Below are 16,191 nucleotides of genomic sequence, written 5' to 3'. Positions count from 1 at the left end.
CCTAACCTCCCTTTATAAAAGGGAGGAATTTCTCCCCTCCTTTGAAAAAGCCGGCTAGGGGGAGGATTCAAAAATAAATTATTCAGGCATATTTAGCCAGTGCGGCCCAAGCGGCTGCTTTGGTAGCTCAAACTGCGCTGGATAGTCGGCATGAATGAAATATAGCCCATCAGGAGGGGCAGTAATGCCTGCGGCTTTGCGGTCTTCTGCTGCGAAAATCGCTTCAATATGCTCGACTTCATACATACCTTGACCAATTTCCAGTAAGCAGCCCATGATATTGCGGACCATATGGTGCAAGAAGCCATCGGCCTGAATGTCGAGGACCAAATATGGGCCATGTTGAATTAAGCGACAATGGCTGACATGGCGCACAGGTTGATTGGATTGGCATGCGGCTGCACGGAAGCTTTCAAAGTTATGCGTGCCTTCGAACTTTTGCGAGGCTTGTATCATCTTCGCTACATCTAGCGCATAATAGGCATGTGTGACTTGTTTATGCATAAGAGCAGGGCGTTGCGGGTGGTTATAAACGACATAACGATAACGACGTGCCTGCGCTTTGAAGCGTGCATGAAAGTCTTGATCCATCGCTTTGATCCACTGGATCGAGATATCTTTTGGCAGTTGGCTGTTGCTGCCCATTAACCAACCGCGCTCTGAACGAAGTGCCGAGCTATCAAAATGCGCCACCATATTGGTGGCATGGACGCCCGCATCGGTACGACCTGCACCATGTAAGCTAATTGGCTCATTGGCAATTTTAGAGAGTACTTTTTCAATCGTCTCTTGTACGCTGATCACACCTGTTTGTTGGGTTTGCCAACCACGATAGTGTGTTCCACAAAACTCAATGCCGATCGCAAAACGTTGCATATGTACCTCAAATTAACCCAAATCATGCCAATGGCTGAAGCGTGCTTCAGCGCTGGGGTATTGTAAATACATTTTGAGGGCTTTGGCATACAGATCTGCATGTCCGAGGCAATCACTAACAATTATTTTGGCCTGAGTTGTCCACGCGGCAACTGCATAGCGCTGATCAGTACGGCCGAAAGGGACTTGGGTGCTTAAGATAACAACACAGCCTTGTGCGTAAAATTCATCGAAAAGTGCTATTAGCTCGGCATTCACAGCTAAATTACCCGTTCCAAAACCTTGCAAAATGAGGAAATGTGGCGGTGCGGAGAGTAGATTTCTCAAGTTCTGGATTTGCTGCACCAAGGCAACAGGTTGCATCATCAGATTGAGGCAATTGAACTGGTGGGATTGTTCTACATCACCTGTTTGTACTATGTGCGTTTTTAAGCTGTGTGGAATCGGCTGTTCAGCCATGACACCTGTAAAAGCATCCAGTTCTGTAGTATGTCGTTTTAGCGCAGTCTGCGCATGCAATACCTGTTGATGAAAAGCCAGATACACTCCGACAGGATGTTTCATCACCGCATCTAAGGCAAAATTCAAATTACTGATCGCATCGCTAAATTCACGCGTATCTGTGCCTTGTACATTAAGCAATGGATATTGGCTACCTGTGAAAACCACACGTGCGGAATCTGCAATAAAGTGTGCCGCGACAGCACTGGCATAGCTTAAGGTATCTGTGCCATGAATCACGACAAAATGCTGGAATTGTTGCAGTTGCAATTGTTGAATCTGCTGAATCAGCAATAACCAGTCTGCAGCCGTACAGGCGCTACTGTCTTTAATGACAGGTGCAATAAAACATTCTATGTCGAGATGAATGGGCAACACATGTGTGAGCTTGGGAATAAAGTCTTCGGCAGGCATTGGTTGTAAGGGTTCGCCAATACAGCCAAAGGTTCCACCCATATAGATAAGCGCAATTTTTTTCATTATAAAAAAAGCAGTCGGTGATGACTGCTTTAGTTTAAAACGAAATGGCTTAGGATGCTATGCGACTCAGTAACTGTTCTACTTGCTGACGTTGTTCCGTAGAGTAATTTGGTTCTTGTTCAACCAAAATTTCACGTGCAGCTTCGAAAGCGCCAAGTTGAATGTATTGCTCAGCCAATTCAAGGTTTAAGTGTATTTCATTGACTTCGTTCAGTTGAGGGAAAGACTGCACCAGAGGATCGCTTTGATCTGTCGTATTGGCAGGTGCAGTAGACTCTAGACTAAAACTGAGGCTTGGGGTAACAACTGCTGGTGTTTCTTCTACTATCGCTTCACTTGGACTAACCGTATCAAAAGAAAAAGCAGGGATATCTTTTGCAGCTTCGGCTGTGGATTCGCTTGAAAAATCAAATGTAAATTCAGGACGCTCATCTACGGCAGGCGGCGAAATTTCTGCTTCTGGCGTTGTTGTCGGCGTTGTGTCGAGATTGAATGAAAAATCTAAAGGTTGGATGTCGGCTGCAGCAGTTTCTGCTGGTTGAGCCGGCGTGCTTTCTAAAGAGAGTGAACCGAAATCGAGCGGTTTAAGTTCTTCAGCAGGTTTGGCTGGTTCTGCCGTTGGCGTATTTAAACTAGAAATATCAAAATCTAAGCTTTGAACTTCGATGCTCGGTTCAGGTTGAGCTGTTGTTGTGGTGGTAAATGCTGAGGTATCAAAATCAAGCGGTTTAATGTCTTGAACCGGTTCAACAACAGAAGCCTGCACAGGAGCGGGCGCAGGATTATTTGATGACATCAGGGCATCAAAGTCCGCAGTATTGGTTGCTTCTACAGGTTTTGGTGCAGATGGCGTAATTTCAGTTGGTTTAAACTCAATCGTGTCACGGCTATTTTGATGTAATTGATCGTAATCCGATTTTTTGGCTTCTGCTTGCGCCAAAATATCATCCAGTTCTAAAGAACGTAAATGATTCAGCAATTGGCTAATGGCAAACTCATCTTTTTGGAGCAAGTGAATATCGAGCAGCAGTAAATATAATTCGTGTTGTGAATTGTCTTTATTTAGGGCTTGGTTGATTTGTGCTTCAGCTGAGAAGAAATTGCGGTCGCGAATTTGACCTTCAATTTTATTACGTAGATCTGTGGCGAGTGGTGTCGTGGCTTTTTTAGCAACAACATCTTCAACGACTTGAGTTTGTTGCGGGGATTTTTTAGACGAACTGGTTTTTTTGGCTTTGTTTTTTGCAGCAACCGCTTTTTGAGTTTTTGGTTCTGCTTCTTTACTCGCCTCACGCTTTTTTAAGACTATGGCAACAACCAATAGTAAGATAAATGGAATCACATAAATAAGCATGTTTTACCCCTTTTGAACTTGTCTTTGTGCAAGTTCATCCAAAATCAAATAATCAAAATAACACTTTAGTGTGTTGGCTTTTTCTCAGTTTGTTGTGCTTTCAATTGTTGTTGCAATTGTGCAAGACGAGCGTTTAGTAATTGAATTCTCTGATCTTTCTGATTAAGTGCCACTTCTAATTGTGTTACGTTTCTCTGTAATTTAACGGTTTTTTCACGGGATGTCATAACTTTTAATGACAACTCGTTTGATGTTTGATTCTTTTCTGTCGACTTCTTGGCAGAACCGTGGCTTGAATCTTGCTCTTTCTCTGCAACCAAACTCATCTCGGCTTGATTGAGGCGGTATTTCGCCTTGCCAGATTGCTGTGAGCTCTGTTTTGGAAGTGATGAAACGGAAACTTTTTGCTCTGATTTGGCTGTTTGTAGGCCTGTTAAGTTGAGGTTGGCACCACGACGTAAGCGGTTTACGTCACCTTGAATAAAGGCATGTTCATTCTTGGCTTTAATTTGTTGCATGACTTCACCGACAGGACGGTTTTCTTCAGCAGCAATACGCGATGCAATGCCCCAGAGAGATTCATTTGACCGAACTACATGGGCACTTTGAGGTGCGGCTTGGCGTGCAGTAGTTGCAGGGGCAGCAGGTGTTGTTTTTGCTGTCGATGGACTAGGTTGAGGGCTGGCCTGTGCTGAAATTGGCGCATCTGATTTTTGAACTGAATCGGCATACTTTTGCACTAACGGATCTGCCGATTTTTTCGCTTGCGTAATCGGTTCAACACGTGGAGTTGATGTTTGAGCAGCTGCTGCAATTTGTGTAGACGCTACTGAAATAACTTGCGTTGGCGCTGTAATAGCGGTCGCACTCATGCTTGGTGGGGTATGGTTATTGAGTTTGAGTGGTGTCGTGTTTGTCGTCGGCGCAGCTGTTGTTTTTAAGCTATTGAATTGTGTGCTGATAGGTAAGTTCAGCGCAATATCTTTTTCGTTGACAATCACCACCGGTTTTAAGGCTTTTTCATTATTATTCGTGCGGGCTTGAAGTGCTGCCGAGCGTTTATTGGCTGTTTTAATATGTTGTAGCCGTGCCGCATTGCCTTCTTTGATTTTGACGACAATGTTCAGTTCCGCTTCAGTTAAAGGGCGTGAAGAAGTAATCGTAATCACACCTGTACTGGCGCTGGTACGACGGGTAAAAAAGTTCAGATTACTGGGCGGCTGATGCATGACACCAAGAGACATTAAATCTTCTGCGCTGGCTAGACTGGCTTGAATGGGAGCATTCGGATCGGCATCGTGAAAGTTCAATTCAGCATACAACAGTTCCCCAGGTGCAGATTGAATTTGAATAGGATCAACAGTGATCGCATTCACATTTTGCGAAGCAATAATGGCTAAAATGGCTATCTTTAATTTGTTATTTACGGTCATCTTAATCTTTAGCTCGGTCACAGATCGCAAAGCGAAAATTATAGATTAGCGAGTTGTGTGTTATTTGTAAAACGTTAACATCAGGGTTACAAAAAAAAGCCGATCAAGTGTGATCGGCTTAATACTTTAGCGGGTAAATGCTTAAGTATTTTTGTAGTCAATCAGGATACGGAGCATACGACGTAAGGGTTCCGCAGCGCCCCAAAGCAATTGATCACCGACAGTGAAAGCACCTAAGTACTCTTTGCCCATATTCAATTTGCGTAGACGACCAACAGGAACTGTTAATGTACCCGTTACAGCTACAGGTGTTAAGTCCGTCATAGACGCTTCACGGGTATTTGGAACCACTTTTGCCCATTGGTTCGCGCTACGTAACATATCTTCGATTTCATCGAGAGGCACGTCTTTCTTCAGCTTCAAAGTTAAAGCTTGAGAGTGACAACGCATCGCACCAATACGCACACAATGACCGTCAATCGGAACGATTTGCTGGTTGCCCAAGATCTTGTTGGTTTCAACTTGACCTTTCCATTCTTCTTTCGACTGACCGCTGTCTAATTGTTTGTCGATATAAGGAATGAGTGAGCCTGCTAAAGGCACGCCAAAGTTTGCTGAAGGGAAACCTTCGCCACGTTGTAATTCCGCAATTTTAGAGTCGATATCTAGAATTGGAGAGCGTGGGTCATCTAACAAATCTTTAGTGTTGTTGTACAAATAGCCCATACCTGAGATGAGTTCACGCATATTTTGCGCACCAGCACCCGATGCTGCTTGATAAGTCATCGAGGTTGCCCATTCCACTAAATTGTTTTGGAATAAACCACCTAAGCCCATCAGCATCAGTGAAACTGTACAGTTACCGCCAACAAATGTTTTAGTGCCATTCACTAAACCATCTTTAATCACGTTCATGTTGACAGGGTCAAGCACGATAATGGCTTCATCTTCCATACGAAGTGTAGATGCCGCATCAATCCAATAGCCTGTCCAGTTTTCTGCTTTGAGCTTCGGGAAAACTTCTGAAGTATAGTCGCCACCTTGGCAGGTAATAATGACATCCATTTGCTTCAGACTGTTAATGTCTGATGCATCCATAAGTGCTGGGGCAGTTTTACCGCCAAACGCAGGCGCTTCACCGCCTGCATTACTGGTAGAAAAATAAAATGGCTCAAAATGAGCAAAATCATTCTCTTCAACCATACGTTGCATAAGGACGGAACCAACCATCCCGCGCCAACCGACCAGACCTACTTTCATGTCACTTTGCCTCGGTGCGTTAAAAATTAAAAGGGGGTTCGAGTGTATCAAAAGAGCGCTTAACTGCAAGCACTACACAATGAAAACAGCAATTATATTGTGCAATATATCTTGTTTATGTTACATGCAAAATTGATATTAATTTATGAATCTACAAAAAATTAAGAATATAAGAGTGGGTATCTATGATCTGGGTTGAGTTGCTGGCATGTGTTGTGATTTGGTTAAGCTTCTGGTCACTGATTCCACGAGATGAATGGTGGTTTCGAGGCGCAGATTTTCCACGCTTACAGATTTTGGCATTGGGATTGATTGCATTTATCTTGATGTTGATTTGGGATGCACCTTGGAATTGGGTGCGCGAAGTCATTTTGTTGGGGTTAATTGCGGCAGTGGCGTACCAACTCAAAATGGTGTTGCCTTATACTTTTGTGTGGAAAAAGCAGGTCAAAACGGTTGCCACAACAGAGTTACAGCCAGAACGCCAGATTTCTTTAATTGTGTCGAATGTACTGACGCCCAATACTCAATATCACTTATTACTGCAACAAATTCGTCAGTATCAACCAGACTTGATTTTGACTTTAGAGTCGGATGCACATTGGCAACAAGCCTTGAGTGTATTGGACGATGACTATCCCTATCGGGTTGCAGTGCCTTTGGATAATCTGTATGGCATGCACTTGTATAGTCGTTTAGCGCTTAAAGATATTGAAGTTAAGTTTATTTTGAGCGATGAAATTCCTTCGATTCATGCCACGGTCATCTTAAGGTCAGGACAACCAGTGCAACTGTACTGCTTACACCCGAAACCACCAAGTCCGACAGAAGCCAAAGACTCTACTTTACGTGATGCTGAATTATTAATAGTTGGTGATCAGATTAAAGATTTGGATGAAAGCTGCATTGTGATGGGGGATTTGAATGACGTGGCATGGTCGCGCACGACACGACTTTTTCAACGGATCAGTGGGCTGCTAGACCCTCGCGTCGGACGGCATTTTGTCAATACTTTTCATGCAGACTATCCTTTACTACGCTGGTCACTGGATCATGTTTTTCACAGTACGGATTTTGCCTTAGTGCAGATGCAGCGTTTAGCACATATTGGTTCAGATCATTTCCCTGTATATGTGGTGCTTCAAACAGGTCGGGTGTTTGAGCAAGTACAAGAAGAGCTGGAACAAACCGAAGCCGATGAGCAAGAGGCGCAGGAGGCGATTGAAGATGGAATTGAGAAAGCGGAACGAGAAGGTAAGCAGGTGACAGATAAAATTGCCAAAGATTACCAGTAAACATACGGGGTGCTCGGATTTCATCAGTGTAGGATATGGCTTACAGGGATTTGGGAATCTGACGAATGGTTAGTCATTTGGTATCCCCGTATTCTAGTCTCATCAGCAGATGGAGCGGGAATGGATCATCCCAGTATGGAAGTTGAAGCTGATGGAAATCATCATGGATATGATGTAGGTATGGAATGCCACCGAATAAAACAAGAATAACGTTGAAAGCACAACCTCATGTACCCGAGTTTTGCAGGACGCAGAACTCGGGTTCTACTTTTTTAATCAGCCCTTTTTTTGTTAAGAATAAATCTTGTCATAGCCTGCAGGGCGAGTTTTAAAGCGACGGTGGAACCACATATATTGAGTCGGAGCAATACGGAGTTGATTTTCAATAATTTGATTCACTCGTGTCGCATCATCGACTTCATCTTCACTGGGTAAGTTTTCCACCGCAGGTTCAATCAACACTTTGTATTGTGGGTTTTTAATATCACCATCACGATAAAAATACAGAGGAATGGCAGCGGCTTTGGTCATTTTCAATAAACGACGGTGTGCTGTAACTGTCGCTGCGGGAACGCCAAAAAATGGCGCCATAACACCTTGTTTTAAACCAAAGTCTTGATCTGGACTATACCAAATGGCATGGCCATTTTTTAAGTTACGGACTAAACCACGCATGTCATCATGATCAATTTGATGTGCATAAATGGTGGCGCGGCAGCGGTAGATGAGCATATCCAGCAGTGGATTGTTTTGTGGGCGATACACCACATCTGGTTCAAAATACTGCGCGCATAGATAACCACCCGCATCGAGCAAAGTAGAGTGGGTTCCTAAAAGCAGTGCACCTTTACCTTCTGCTTGTGCTTTTTGAATATGTTCTAAACCTTCAATACTGACACGGCCAGTAAACCACTTTGGGCTATACCACGCATTCAGCGTTTCAAAAACCCCCAACATTTGATCGACAAAAACTAAACGGGCATTTTCAAGGACTTCTTGGGCCGACCATTCAGGGAAACACACTTCCAGATTACGAATGGTGGTTTTACGCCGCGACTTCAAATATTTAAAGCTGAGGTTACCTAAGAGGGTGGCCAGTCGGTGTTGAATTGCCCATGGAAGAATCGCCAATATCATGAGAAAGACGATAGCAATCCAAACGCCCCAATATTTGGGATGTAGAAAAGACCACTGAAATTCACCGGGTTGATAGTCTGGCTTCGAACTCATAAATTGCGATAAAGGCTGAAAAAAGAATGTTTCGAGTTTAGCATGAAGCAAGAATGAAGATGCAATCTTCGCAATGAACCTGTTGTACAGGACCTTCTCATATCAAGTTGTGATGGTTTTTATGAGGTGGGTGAAACTGTATTCATGCCCAGTGGAGAACATGGTCTAAATATCTCGCAACATTTGTTTTGTTTTAATTTGGGTGAAATTCACAATACTAAGAAGAAAGATTAAGAAGAGGGAGATAAAAATGCTAAAAAACATCAGTAGTTGCGGTGTGCTGTTCATTGTTTTAACGGGCTGTGTCTATAGTCCATATGATGATTATAATCATTATTATCACGGGTTTGGTTGGACAGGGTATGAACCATTTCCACTAGAAGACCATCGGCCACCACCTAATGGTCATGGCGATGGACATCCAGGGGGGCAACATCCTGATCATATCCATCCAGGAGGAGGGCAGCCTGGTGGAGGTGGGTTGAATCCAGGAGGTAGTCATTCAGGTGGTGGTGGAATTCATCCTGGCGGACATCCAGGTGGAGGTGCTGGCATACATCCTGGCGGTGGTGGGCATCGTCAGCCGCGTTAAATATAAAAAAACTCCACATTGTGCGGAGTTTTTTTATGGAGCTTACGAAAAATTATTTGGTTAAATTTTCCAGTTCTTCCCAACGTTCCAGTTTTTCCAGCAATAGCTCATCAATTTCAGTCAAACGATTCGACAACGTCATAGCCTTGTCTGCATCTGAAATAAATAGTGAACCATCTGCAAGTAAGGCATTGATTTCCGCTTGCTCTTTTTCCAGTGCTTCCATTTCGGCAGGCAGTTGTTCAAGCGCACGTTGATCTTTATAGCTGAGTTTGACTTTTTTAGCAGGTGCTGCGTTCGCTTCAGCTTTCGCCGCTGCTTTTTTCACAGCACTTTTTTGATCAACCGCAGTTTGGTCTGGTCGCTGTTGTAAGTAATCTTGGTAACCACCGATGTATTCATCGATATTGCCTTTACCATCGAACACCCAAGTTGAGGTGACCACGTTATCCATAAAGGCACGGTCATGCGAAATAAGCAGTAAAGTGCCTTTGTAGTCGGACAACATTTCTTCTAGCAGCTCTAGTGTCACCATATCCAAGTCATTGGTGGGTTCGTCCATCACGATTAAGTTAGATGGCTTAAGTAGTAACTTGGCTAAAAGAATACGGTTACGCTCACCGCCTGAAAGGGCTTTGACTGGTGTACGCGCACGTTCTGGTGAGAACAAGAAATCTTGCAAATAGCTGTAAATGTGGCGACGGTTACCGTTCACATCGACATGGTCAGAACCCTCTGACACGTTATCTTTGACAGATTTTTCAAGGTCGAGAGCATTACGTAATTGGTCAAAGTAAGCCACTTCTAATTGTGTGCCAGTTTTTACCGTACCCGTATGTTCTTGTTCGCCTAAAATGGCTTTAATGAGGGTGGTTTTACCGACACCGTTGTCACCAACAAGACCAATACGGTCACCACGTAACACCAATGCGGAGAAGTCTTTGATGATCGGCGCATCATGACCAAAGCGAACGCTTAAGTTATCAATTTCAAAGACCACTTTACCTGAACGGCTCGCATCTTGCGTTGCCATGCTGACTTTGCCTTGCTGTGAGCGACGCGCTTTTGATTGTTCACGTAGTTCTTTTAAGGCACGTACACGACCTTCGTTACGCGTACGACGCGCTTTAATGCCTTGGCGAATCCACACTTCTTCTTCAGCCAAGCGTTTGTCGAACAGTGCATTCTGCTTTTCTTCGGCTTCCATTTGCTGTGCTTTCAGCTCAAGGTAACGTGAGTAGTTACCTTCATAGCTGCGTAGGGTGCCGCGGTCGAGTTCAACAATTCGTGTTGCAATGCTGTCCACAAATGAACGGTCATGCGAGATGAACAGTAAAGTTAAATTATTTTGATCAAGTAAAAACTTTTCGAGCCATTCAATACTTTCAACGTCCAAATGGTTGGTTGGTTCGTCCAGTAATAGCACATCGGGTTGGGTAAGAAGCGCACGAGCAAGCAGCACACGACGCTTACGACCACCCGATAAATCGGCCAAATCGGCATCTGGGTCTAGGCCCATTTTACTTAAAATAGAATTGACTTTGGTTTCTAAAGCCCAGCCATCCAACTGATCTAGTTTGTGTTGTAGGTTACCCATGCGGTCACATGCTTCCATGTCTCCAAGTACACAAGCATCACTGGCTTCATGATAGGCTCTGAGCACATCTGCGGCTTCACCTGCACCGTCTGCCACAATATCTGCCACTTTGCCCGAGTCCATCGGCACGTCTTGCGCCAACATTGAAATGGTAATGCCATTTTGCAGAGAAACTTCGCCAGAATCGGGTAATAAACTTCCCTCGATCAGTTTAAGTAAAGTAGACTTACCTTCACCATTACGACCAATTAAACACACTCGTTCACCGCGCTCTAATGAAAAGTTCGCGCCGTCGAGCAAGGCAGGTCCACCAAACGCAAGTTGGACATCCCTTAAAGTAATATAGGCCATAATGTTTCCTGAAAAATCTCAAATGAGGACTTGAAGTGTCTAAACAACAAAATATTGATAATCAAGCGCCATTGTCCGCACCCATTGAAGATTTGCAAGTCCGAATTGCATTTTTAGATGATTTAGTTGAACAACTCAATGAACAATTGGTGATTCAAGGACTGGAAATTGCTGATTTAAAAAAACAAATGCAAATTTTGTATCAACGTGTTGAATCTTCAGATTTGTCCGATGGAATTGCGACATTTGATCCGATGGCTGATCGTCCGCCACATTATTAAGTTTATTTGCTGTCTGGGGCTAAAAAAAGCTGTGATGTGGGTTGTGGATATTACAGGGTCTTGTCTCTTTTTTTGTTTTACCCAACTTAAAGCCCAATTTGACTGGCGAAATCATTTGACCTTTGATGCAGTTCCTACTCTAATACCCGCTTTCTGGTGCGTCCCATAAAAACTGTCCTATGACTCAAAAAGTTGTTCTTCTTGACCTTGAAAATAATGTTCCGACTGCCAAATTGTTGCGCGAGATTGTGGAGCATTATCCGACTTTGTATTTGTTTCATTGCCAAGGTCAATTTGAGTATGCATTGCAAGATTTAACGGAACTGGCTGCTTGGATCAGCAGTGGTCAAGTGGTAATTTTAGACACGCCCAAAGCCGAGCAAAAAGAGTTCGAATATGCCGTGGTGGTCGGGCAGTTAATGGCTTTACTTGAGCCAGAGACGCAGGTTGAAATTATCTCTGCGGTCAATACAGCAGAAATACTTTTGGACTTAATGCAATCTTCGGATATTCAGAGCAATTTGATCCTCATTCAGTCTGAAGCTGTACCCAGTCAACGTCATCTTCCCAGTTTAGACAGCATCAAAAATCAGCCTTATTTAAAAATGGTCAAAAAATATTGCGATGCTTTGGGGAAAATGTCAGGTAAGCCGAGCACAATGGACGGTCTAAAAAATTCAATAAGTAATATTTTGCAACTCGTACCTGAAAAGACGCAGCGGGTGGTGGGGATGTTGATTAATCTCAAAATCATCAAACGCTATGATGAGCAAATTCGCTTTCGTAAAAAAGTGTTGAAGCAGTGGTTGGCACTGAATTTAGATGAACAAGACCCAATTACACAGCCGCAAAGCATGCAGCAAGCGCTACAGCAACTGCAACAAGACGGTATGGTAGGTGTGCTTGAACCAACTGTAGATATGAAGTCCGCGCAACAAGAACTGTTTAAAAACTTTGTACAGATTGACCCTGTACAGCTTGAGGTCGCACGAAAACTGCGCGAGTTAAAAACCAATAAACCCAAAGATATCTATGCACTCCGTGATTTGCTTGAGCAAATGTTTCCGAAGTCAGATGTGCGTATGTTGCTGAAAGAGTTACTCGATAAAGGCTATATTTACTGGAATGGACATGAAGTTCTATATAGTCATGAAATGTTCTTAAATTAATTTTATCGTTCAAACTTGCGTTTTATATTGTGCTTATGCAACTCTAATAAAGGAATAAAAAGGTTGTGCTATGGAAAATACTGGAATTTGGGTTGTCGGATTTATCATCTTATTCATCCTCGGCTCGATTTTTGGACTTCGTGTAAGTCCAAGAGAGAAAGCTTTGGGTGAAATGCGTGATAAAGCGCGCAAGATGGGTTTACACCCACGTTTAGTCGCAGCACCTGACTGGACGAAAATACCAATGGCTTCGGAAAACCGTGCCAGCATGGTGGCGTACTACAGTGTCCTGATTCCAGAAGCACGCCTACCTTTAATGCGCGCTCGCGTTGTTGATCAGCAGCTTGAGCTCATTACAGGTGATGACAAGTTTAAACATTTACCCATTGAATTAAAGGGTATTTATGCTATTGATATGCAAGCAAACTGCGTGGGACTCTATTGGGATGAGCATTCTGACTTAAGAGCAACCCAGTTAGATGCCATGAAAGCATATTTACAGTCTTTGGCTGAACTTTAATTTTACAGACCCATTGAAACAGGATTAACGGTTAATATGGCGAAAGCTCCTCGGTCCACATCCAAAAGTACTACAGCAGATTCTCCTGAGGCTGGGAAAAAGCGTGCTTTAGTGATTGTGGAGTCGCCTGCAAAAGCGAAAACAATCAATAAATATTTAGGCTCGAATTACATTGTGAAGTCGTCTGTGGGTCACGTGCGTGATTTACCTACAGGTGGTTCCAGTAAGACTGCAGAAAAGAAGCCAGCAACACGAACCAAACTGACCGATGCTCAGAAAGCTGAAAAAGCACAAAATGCACTGGTCAATCGTATGGGGGTTGATCCTGAGCATGACTGGAAAGCACATTATGAAGTGCTTCCAGGCAAAGAGCATGTGGTTGCTGAACTGAAAAAGCTTGCTTCGCAAGTTGACGAGGTCTATCTCGCAACGGACTTGGACCGTGAAGGAGAAGCGATTGCTTGGCATTTAAAAGAAGTGATTGGTGGCGATGACTCACGTTATCAACGTGTGGTATTCAACGAAATTACCAAAAATGCCATCCAAGATGCATTCAAGCATCCAGCACGCCTTGATATCGATAAAGTTAATGCGCAACAAGCACGCCGCTTTTTAGACCGTGTTGTTGGCTTTATGATTTCGCCCTTACTTTGGGAAAAAATTGCCCGTGGTTTATCGGCAGGTCGTGTTCAGTCTGTCGCAGTTAAACTGGTGGTTGAGCGTGAGCGTGAAATTCGTGCGTTTATTCCCGAAGAATATTGGCAAGTTTTTGCAGACACTAAGTCACAGACCGATGAGATTCGTTTAGAAGCCGTCAAACAAGCAGGTAAAGCCTTAAAGCTACGCAATAAAGCCGATACCGATGCTTTATTGAAGCTCATTAAAGACGCAGATTACAAAGTTTCAGCACGTGAAGATAAACCGACCAAGGTGAATCCGAGCGCGCCGTATATCACCTCGACTTTACAACAAGCAGCCAGTACACGTTTGGGTTTCTCTGTGAAGAAAACCATGATGTTGGCGCAGCGTTTGTATGAAGCGGGTTTTATTACCTATATGCGTACCGACTCGACCTTTTTGAGTGACGATGCGGTGAATATGGTGCGTCATCATATTGAGACCGAGTTTGGTACGAAGTATCTGCCTGCTAAGCCGAACCGCTATGGTAACAAAGCGGGTGCACAAGAAGCCCACGAAGCGATTCGTCCATCGAATGTGGCGTTAAAAGGCGACAGCTTGGTTGGGGTGGAACGTGATGCACAACGTTTGTATGATTTGATCTGGCGTCAATTCGTCGCGTGTCAAATGACACCAGCAGAATACTTGTCATCTACTATTTTAGTGGATGCCAACGGTGTTGAGCTTAAAGCCAAAGGTCGCACCTTAGTCTTTGACGGTTTCACTAAAGTCCGTGGTCAAAACAAGTCGGACGATGATGTGTTATTGCCTGCGGTCAAAGTCGGTGAAATCCTGAAGCTTGAAAAATTAGATCCATCGCAACACTTTACCAAGCCACCTGCACGTTTTACTGAAGCGTCATTGGTGAAAGAGCTTGAGAAAAAGGGCATTGGTCGACCATCGACCTATGCGGCGATTATCTCGACCATTCAAGACCGTGGTTATGTCAAACTGGAAAACCGTCGTCTATTTGCTGAAAAAATGGGTGAGATTGTTACTGATCGTTTAGATGAAAGTTTCAATAACCTCATGAACTATGACTTTACCGCGGACTTAGAAGGTCAGCTCGATAAAGTGGCTGATGGCGAACGCAACTGGAAGGAGTTGCTCGACAGCTTCTACGGCGACTTTAAAAAACGTCTGACCAATGCGCAAGGTGAAGGCGGTATGCGCCGCAATCAACCTGTAGAGGTGGAAGCGGTTCACTGTAAAGAATGTGACCGTCCAATGCAGATTCGTACGGGAACCACAGGTGTCTTCTTAGGGTGCTCTGGCTATAACTTACCGCCGAAAGAGCGTTGTAAAGGCACGTTGAACTTAACGCCAGTTGAATCACTTGCCGCACTTTCTGATGATGACGCAGCAGAAACAGCAGATTTGATGTCGAAAAAACGCTGTCCAATCTGTGAAACTGCGATGGACAGTTATGTGATCGATGGTGGTCGTAAACTACATGTCTGTGGTAATAACCCAGACTGTGCTGGTTTTGAACTTGAAGAAGGTGAGTTCAAAATCAAAGGTTATGATGGTCCAACCATTCCATGTGATAAGTGTGATGGGGAAATGCAGCTGAAGACGGGTCGTTTTGGACCTTATTTTGCTTGCTCAAGCTGTGATAACACACGTAAAGTCTTAAAAAGTGGTCAGCCTGCACCTCCGCGTGTCGACCCGATTAAGATGGAACATTTACGTTCAACTAAGCATGATGACTTTTTTGTATTACGTGATGGGGCGGCTGGTTTATTCTTGGCGGCAAGTAAGTTCCCGAAAGTACGTGAAACACGTGCACCAAAAGTTTCGGAACTTCGTAGTGTTGCCGATCAGCTTGATCCGAAGTATCAGTTTATTTTGCAAGCACCTGATGTTGACCCTGAAGGGAATCCAACTTTGGTGAAATTTAGCCGTAAGAATCAAGCGCAATATATTGGTTCTGAAACGCCTGAAGGTAAGCAAACCAAGTGGTCATTGGTATTCAATGATGGAAAATGGGTTGAAGCTTAAGTTCTAATTGCTTAGAAATAATCAAGAAATGCTCACTTTGGTGGGCATTTTTTATATGATGCACAGCTATAAATAAAAAAGATTCTGGTTAATGTATGATTCCTATTCGCTCTGTTGTTGTATCCGCAGTTTTACTGTCAAAAATTGAGAGTGAAATTAAACTGTTATTGATGAAACGTATTAAAGGTGATTATTGGTGCCATGTTGCAGGAAAAGTTGAAGAAAATGAGACCGCCAGCCAAGCGATACTTCGCGAAATCAAAGAAGAAACAGCCATTCAGCCTCAACGTTTATTTAGTGCAGATTACATCGAGCAGTTTTATGAGCCAAGCTTGAATGTGATTGAAATGATTCCCGCATTTGTTGGCTTCTGTGCTGAAAACCAATCTGTTCTATTGAATCATGAGCATACTGAATATCGGTGGTGCAGCTTATCTGAAGCTAAAACTTTGGCTATATTTTCAAATCAAAGAAAATTATACGACTTTATTTGGGAAAACTTTGTATTACAACAACCTATAATACATTTAGAAATTACGTAATGTGCTGATCATTGTGATAAAAAATTATTAA

At 43.5% G+C, this 16,191-nt stretch carries 14 protein-coding genes; 7 read left to right on the top strand and 7 right to left on the bottom strand.

Features of this window, described 5'->3' with window-relative positions:
- Positions 1–78 precede the first annotated feature (78 nt).
- From truA to asd, 5 genes are all read right to left on the bottom strand, one after another.
- Positions 79–876 (bottom strand): tRNA pseudouridine(38-40) synthase TruA, encoded by a 798-nt coding sequence (truA, locus tag JZ787_RS08670; RefSeq protein WP_218288740.1) that lies wholly within the window; start codon positions 874–876, stop codon positions 79–81.
- Between the two features lie 12 nt (positions 877–888).
- Complete coding sequence (locus tag JZ787_RS08665; protein ID WP_218288739.1) at positions 889–1,857, bottom strand: asparaginase; 969 nt, start codon at positions 1,855–1,857, stop codon at positions 889–891.
- A 49-nt stretch (positions 1,858–1,906) separates the two neighbouring features.
- Positions 1,907–3,211, bottom strand: a complete 1,305-nt coding sequence (locus JZ787_RS08660) for a hypothetical protein (RefSeq protein WP_346312128.1) — start codon at positions 3,209–3,211, stop codon at positions 1,907–1,909.
- Positions 3,212–3,276: 65 nt separating this feature from the next.
- Positions 3,277–4,644, bottom strand: a complete 1,368-nt coding sequence (locus JZ787_RS08655) for a hypothetical protein (protein WP_346312127.1) — start codon at positions 4,642–4,644, stop codon at positions 3,277–3,279.
- A gap of 141 nt (positions 4,645–4,785) precedes the next feature.
- On the bottom strand, positions 4,786–5,904 hold the full coding sequence (asd, locus tag JZ787_RS08650) for an aspartate-semialdehyde dehydrogenase (RefSeq protein WP_004692521.1): 1,119 nt from the start codon (positions 5,902–5,904) through the stop codon (positions 4,786–4,788).
- 185 nt (positions 5,905–6,089) lie between these two features.
- Here asd and JZ787_RS08645 point away from each other — a divergent pair, with 185 nt between their 5' ends.
- On the top strand, positions 6,090–7,199 hold the full coding sequence (locus tag JZ787_RS08645) for an endonuclease/exonuclease/phosphatase family protein (protein WP_346312126.1): 1,110 nt from the start codon (positions 6,090–6,092) through the stop codon (positions 7,197–7,199).
- A gap of 291 nt (positions 7,200–7,490) precedes the next feature.
- On the opposite strand, the gene JZ787_RS08640 is transcribed toward JZ787_RS08645, so the two are convergent.
- Complete coding sequence (locus tag JZ787_RS08640; RefSeq protein ID WP_346312125.1) at positions 7,491–8,429, bottom strand: lauroyl acyltransferase; 939 nt, start codon at positions 8,427–8,429, stop codon at positions 7,491–7,493.
- A gap of 250 nt (positions 8,430–8,679) precedes the next feature.
- On the opposite strand from JZ787_RS08640, the gene JZ787_RS08635 reads away from it, so the two are divergent.
- Positions 8,680–9,021 (top strand): hypothetical protein, encoded by a 342-nt coding sequence (locus JZ787_RS08635; RefSeq protein ID WP_234950742.1) that lies wholly within the window; start codon positions 8,680–8,682, stop codon positions 9,019–9,021.
- Between the two features lie 52 nt (positions 9,022–9,073).
- Here JZ787_RS08635 and JZ787_RS08630 read toward each other — a convergent pair whose 3' ends face one another.
- Entirely contained in the window at positions 9,074–10,969 is a 1,896-nt protein-coding gene (locus JZ787_RS08630) for an ATP-binding cassette domain-containing protein (protein WP_218288733.1), read from the bottom strand.
- Positions 10,970–11,004: 35 nt separating this feature from the next.
- Between JZ787_RS08630 and JZ787_RS08625 the strand changes: the two genes are divergently transcribed.
- The 5 genes from JZ787_RS08625 to JZ787_RS08605 all read left to right on the top strand — a co-directional run bounded on the left by JZ787_RS08625 (position 11,005) and on the right by JZ787_RS08605 (position 16,160).
- Positions 11,005–11,250, top strand: coding sequence for a SlyX family protein (locus JZ787_RS08625; RefSeq protein ID WP_004692513.1), 246 nt, complete (start codon positions 11,005–11,007; stop codon positions 11,248–11,250).
- 179 nt (positions 11,251–11,429) lie between these two features.
- A complete protein-coding gene (locus JZ787_RS08620) occupies positions 11,430–12,419 on the top strand; it encodes a hypothetical protein (RefSeq protein WP_346312124.1) in 990 nt (329 codons plus the stop codon).
- A gap of 70 nt (positions 12,420–12,489) precedes the next feature.
- On the top strand, positions 12,490–12,939 hold the full coding sequence (locus JZ787_RS08615; RefSeq protein ID WP_004692510.1) for an ammonium transporter: 450 nt from the start codon (positions 12,490–12,492) through the stop codon (positions 12,937–12,939).
- Positions 12,940–12,975: 36 nt separating this feature from the next.
- Complete coding sequence (topA, locus tag JZ787_RS08610; protein WP_218288731.1) at positions 12,976–15,618, top strand: type I DNA topoisomerase; 2,643 nt, start codon at positions 12,976–12,978, stop codon at positions 15,616–15,618.
- 95 nt (positions 15,619–15,713) lie between these two features.
- A complete protein-coding gene (locus JZ787_RS08605) occupies positions 15,714–16,160 on the top strand; it encodes an NUDIX domain-containing protein (RefSeq protein WP_346312123.1) in 447 nt (148 codons plus the stop codon).
- The last annotated feature ends 31 nt before the right edge of the window (positions 16,161–16,191 follow it).

Origin of the sequence: Acinetobacter sp. BWR-L5 (assembly GCF_039655985.1) — a bacterium.
GTDB lineage: Bacteria > Pseudomonadota > Gammaproteobacteria > Pseudomonadales > Moraxellaceae > Acinetobacter > Acinetobacter johnsonii.
The sequence above is the reverse complement of the archived record's forward strand: the minus strand, read 5'-3'. Positions and strand labels throughout refer to the sequence as shown.

Bases quoted from the DNA above. Each gene is read 5' to 3' on its own strand.
- truA (WP_218288740.1), bottom strand. From the start codon at position 876: ATGCAACGTTTTGCGATCGGCATTGAGTTTTGTGGAACACACTATCGT.
- JZ787_RS08665 (WP_218288739.1), bottom strand. From the start codon at position 1,857: ATGAAAAAAATTGCGCTTATCTATATGGGTGGAACCTTTGGCTGTATT.
- JZ787_RS08660 (WP_346312128.1), bottom strand. From the start codon at position 3,211: ATGCTTATTTATGTGATTCCATTTATCTTACTATTGGTTGTTGCCATA.
- JZ787_RS08655 (WP_346312127.1), bottom strand. From the start codon at position 4,644: ATGACCGTAAATAACAAATTAAAGATAGCCATTTTAGCCATTATTGCT.
- asd (WP_004692521.1), bottom strand. From the start codon at position 5,904: ATGAAAGTAGGTCTGGTCGGTTGGCGCGGGATGGTTGGTTCCGTCCTT.
- JZ787_RS08645 (WP_346312126.1), top strand. From the start codon at position 6,090: ATGATCTGGGTTGAGTTGCTGGCATGTGTTGTGATTTGGTTAAGCTTC.
- JZ787_RS08640 (WP_346312125.1), bottom strand. From the start codon at position 8,429: ATGAGTTCGAAGCCAGACTATCAACCCGGTGAATTTCAGTGGTCTTTT.
- JZ787_RS08635 (WP_234950742.1), top strand. From the start codon at position 8,680: ATGCTAAAAAACATCAGTAGTTGCGGTGTGCTGTTCATTGTTTTAACG.
- JZ787_RS08630 (WP_218288733.1), bottom strand. From the start codon at position 10,969: ATGGCCTATATTACTTTAAGGGATGTCCAACTTGCGTTTGGTGGACCT.
- JZ787_RS08620 (WP_346312124.1), top strand. From the start codon at position 11,430: ATGACTCAAAAAGTTGTTCTTCTTGACCTTGAAAATAATGTTCCGACT.
- JZ787_RS08615 (WP_004692510.1), top strand. From the start codon at position 12,490: ATGGAAAATACTGGAATTTGGGTTGTCGGATTTATCATCTTATTCATC.
- topA (WP_218288731.1), top strand. From the start codon at position 12,976: ATGGCGAAAGCTCCTCGGTCCACATCCAAAAGTACTACAGCAGATTCT.
- JZ787_RS08605 (WP_346312123.1), top strand. From the start codon at position 15,714: ATGATTCCTATTCGCTCTGTTGTTGTATCCGCAGTTTTACTGTCAAAA.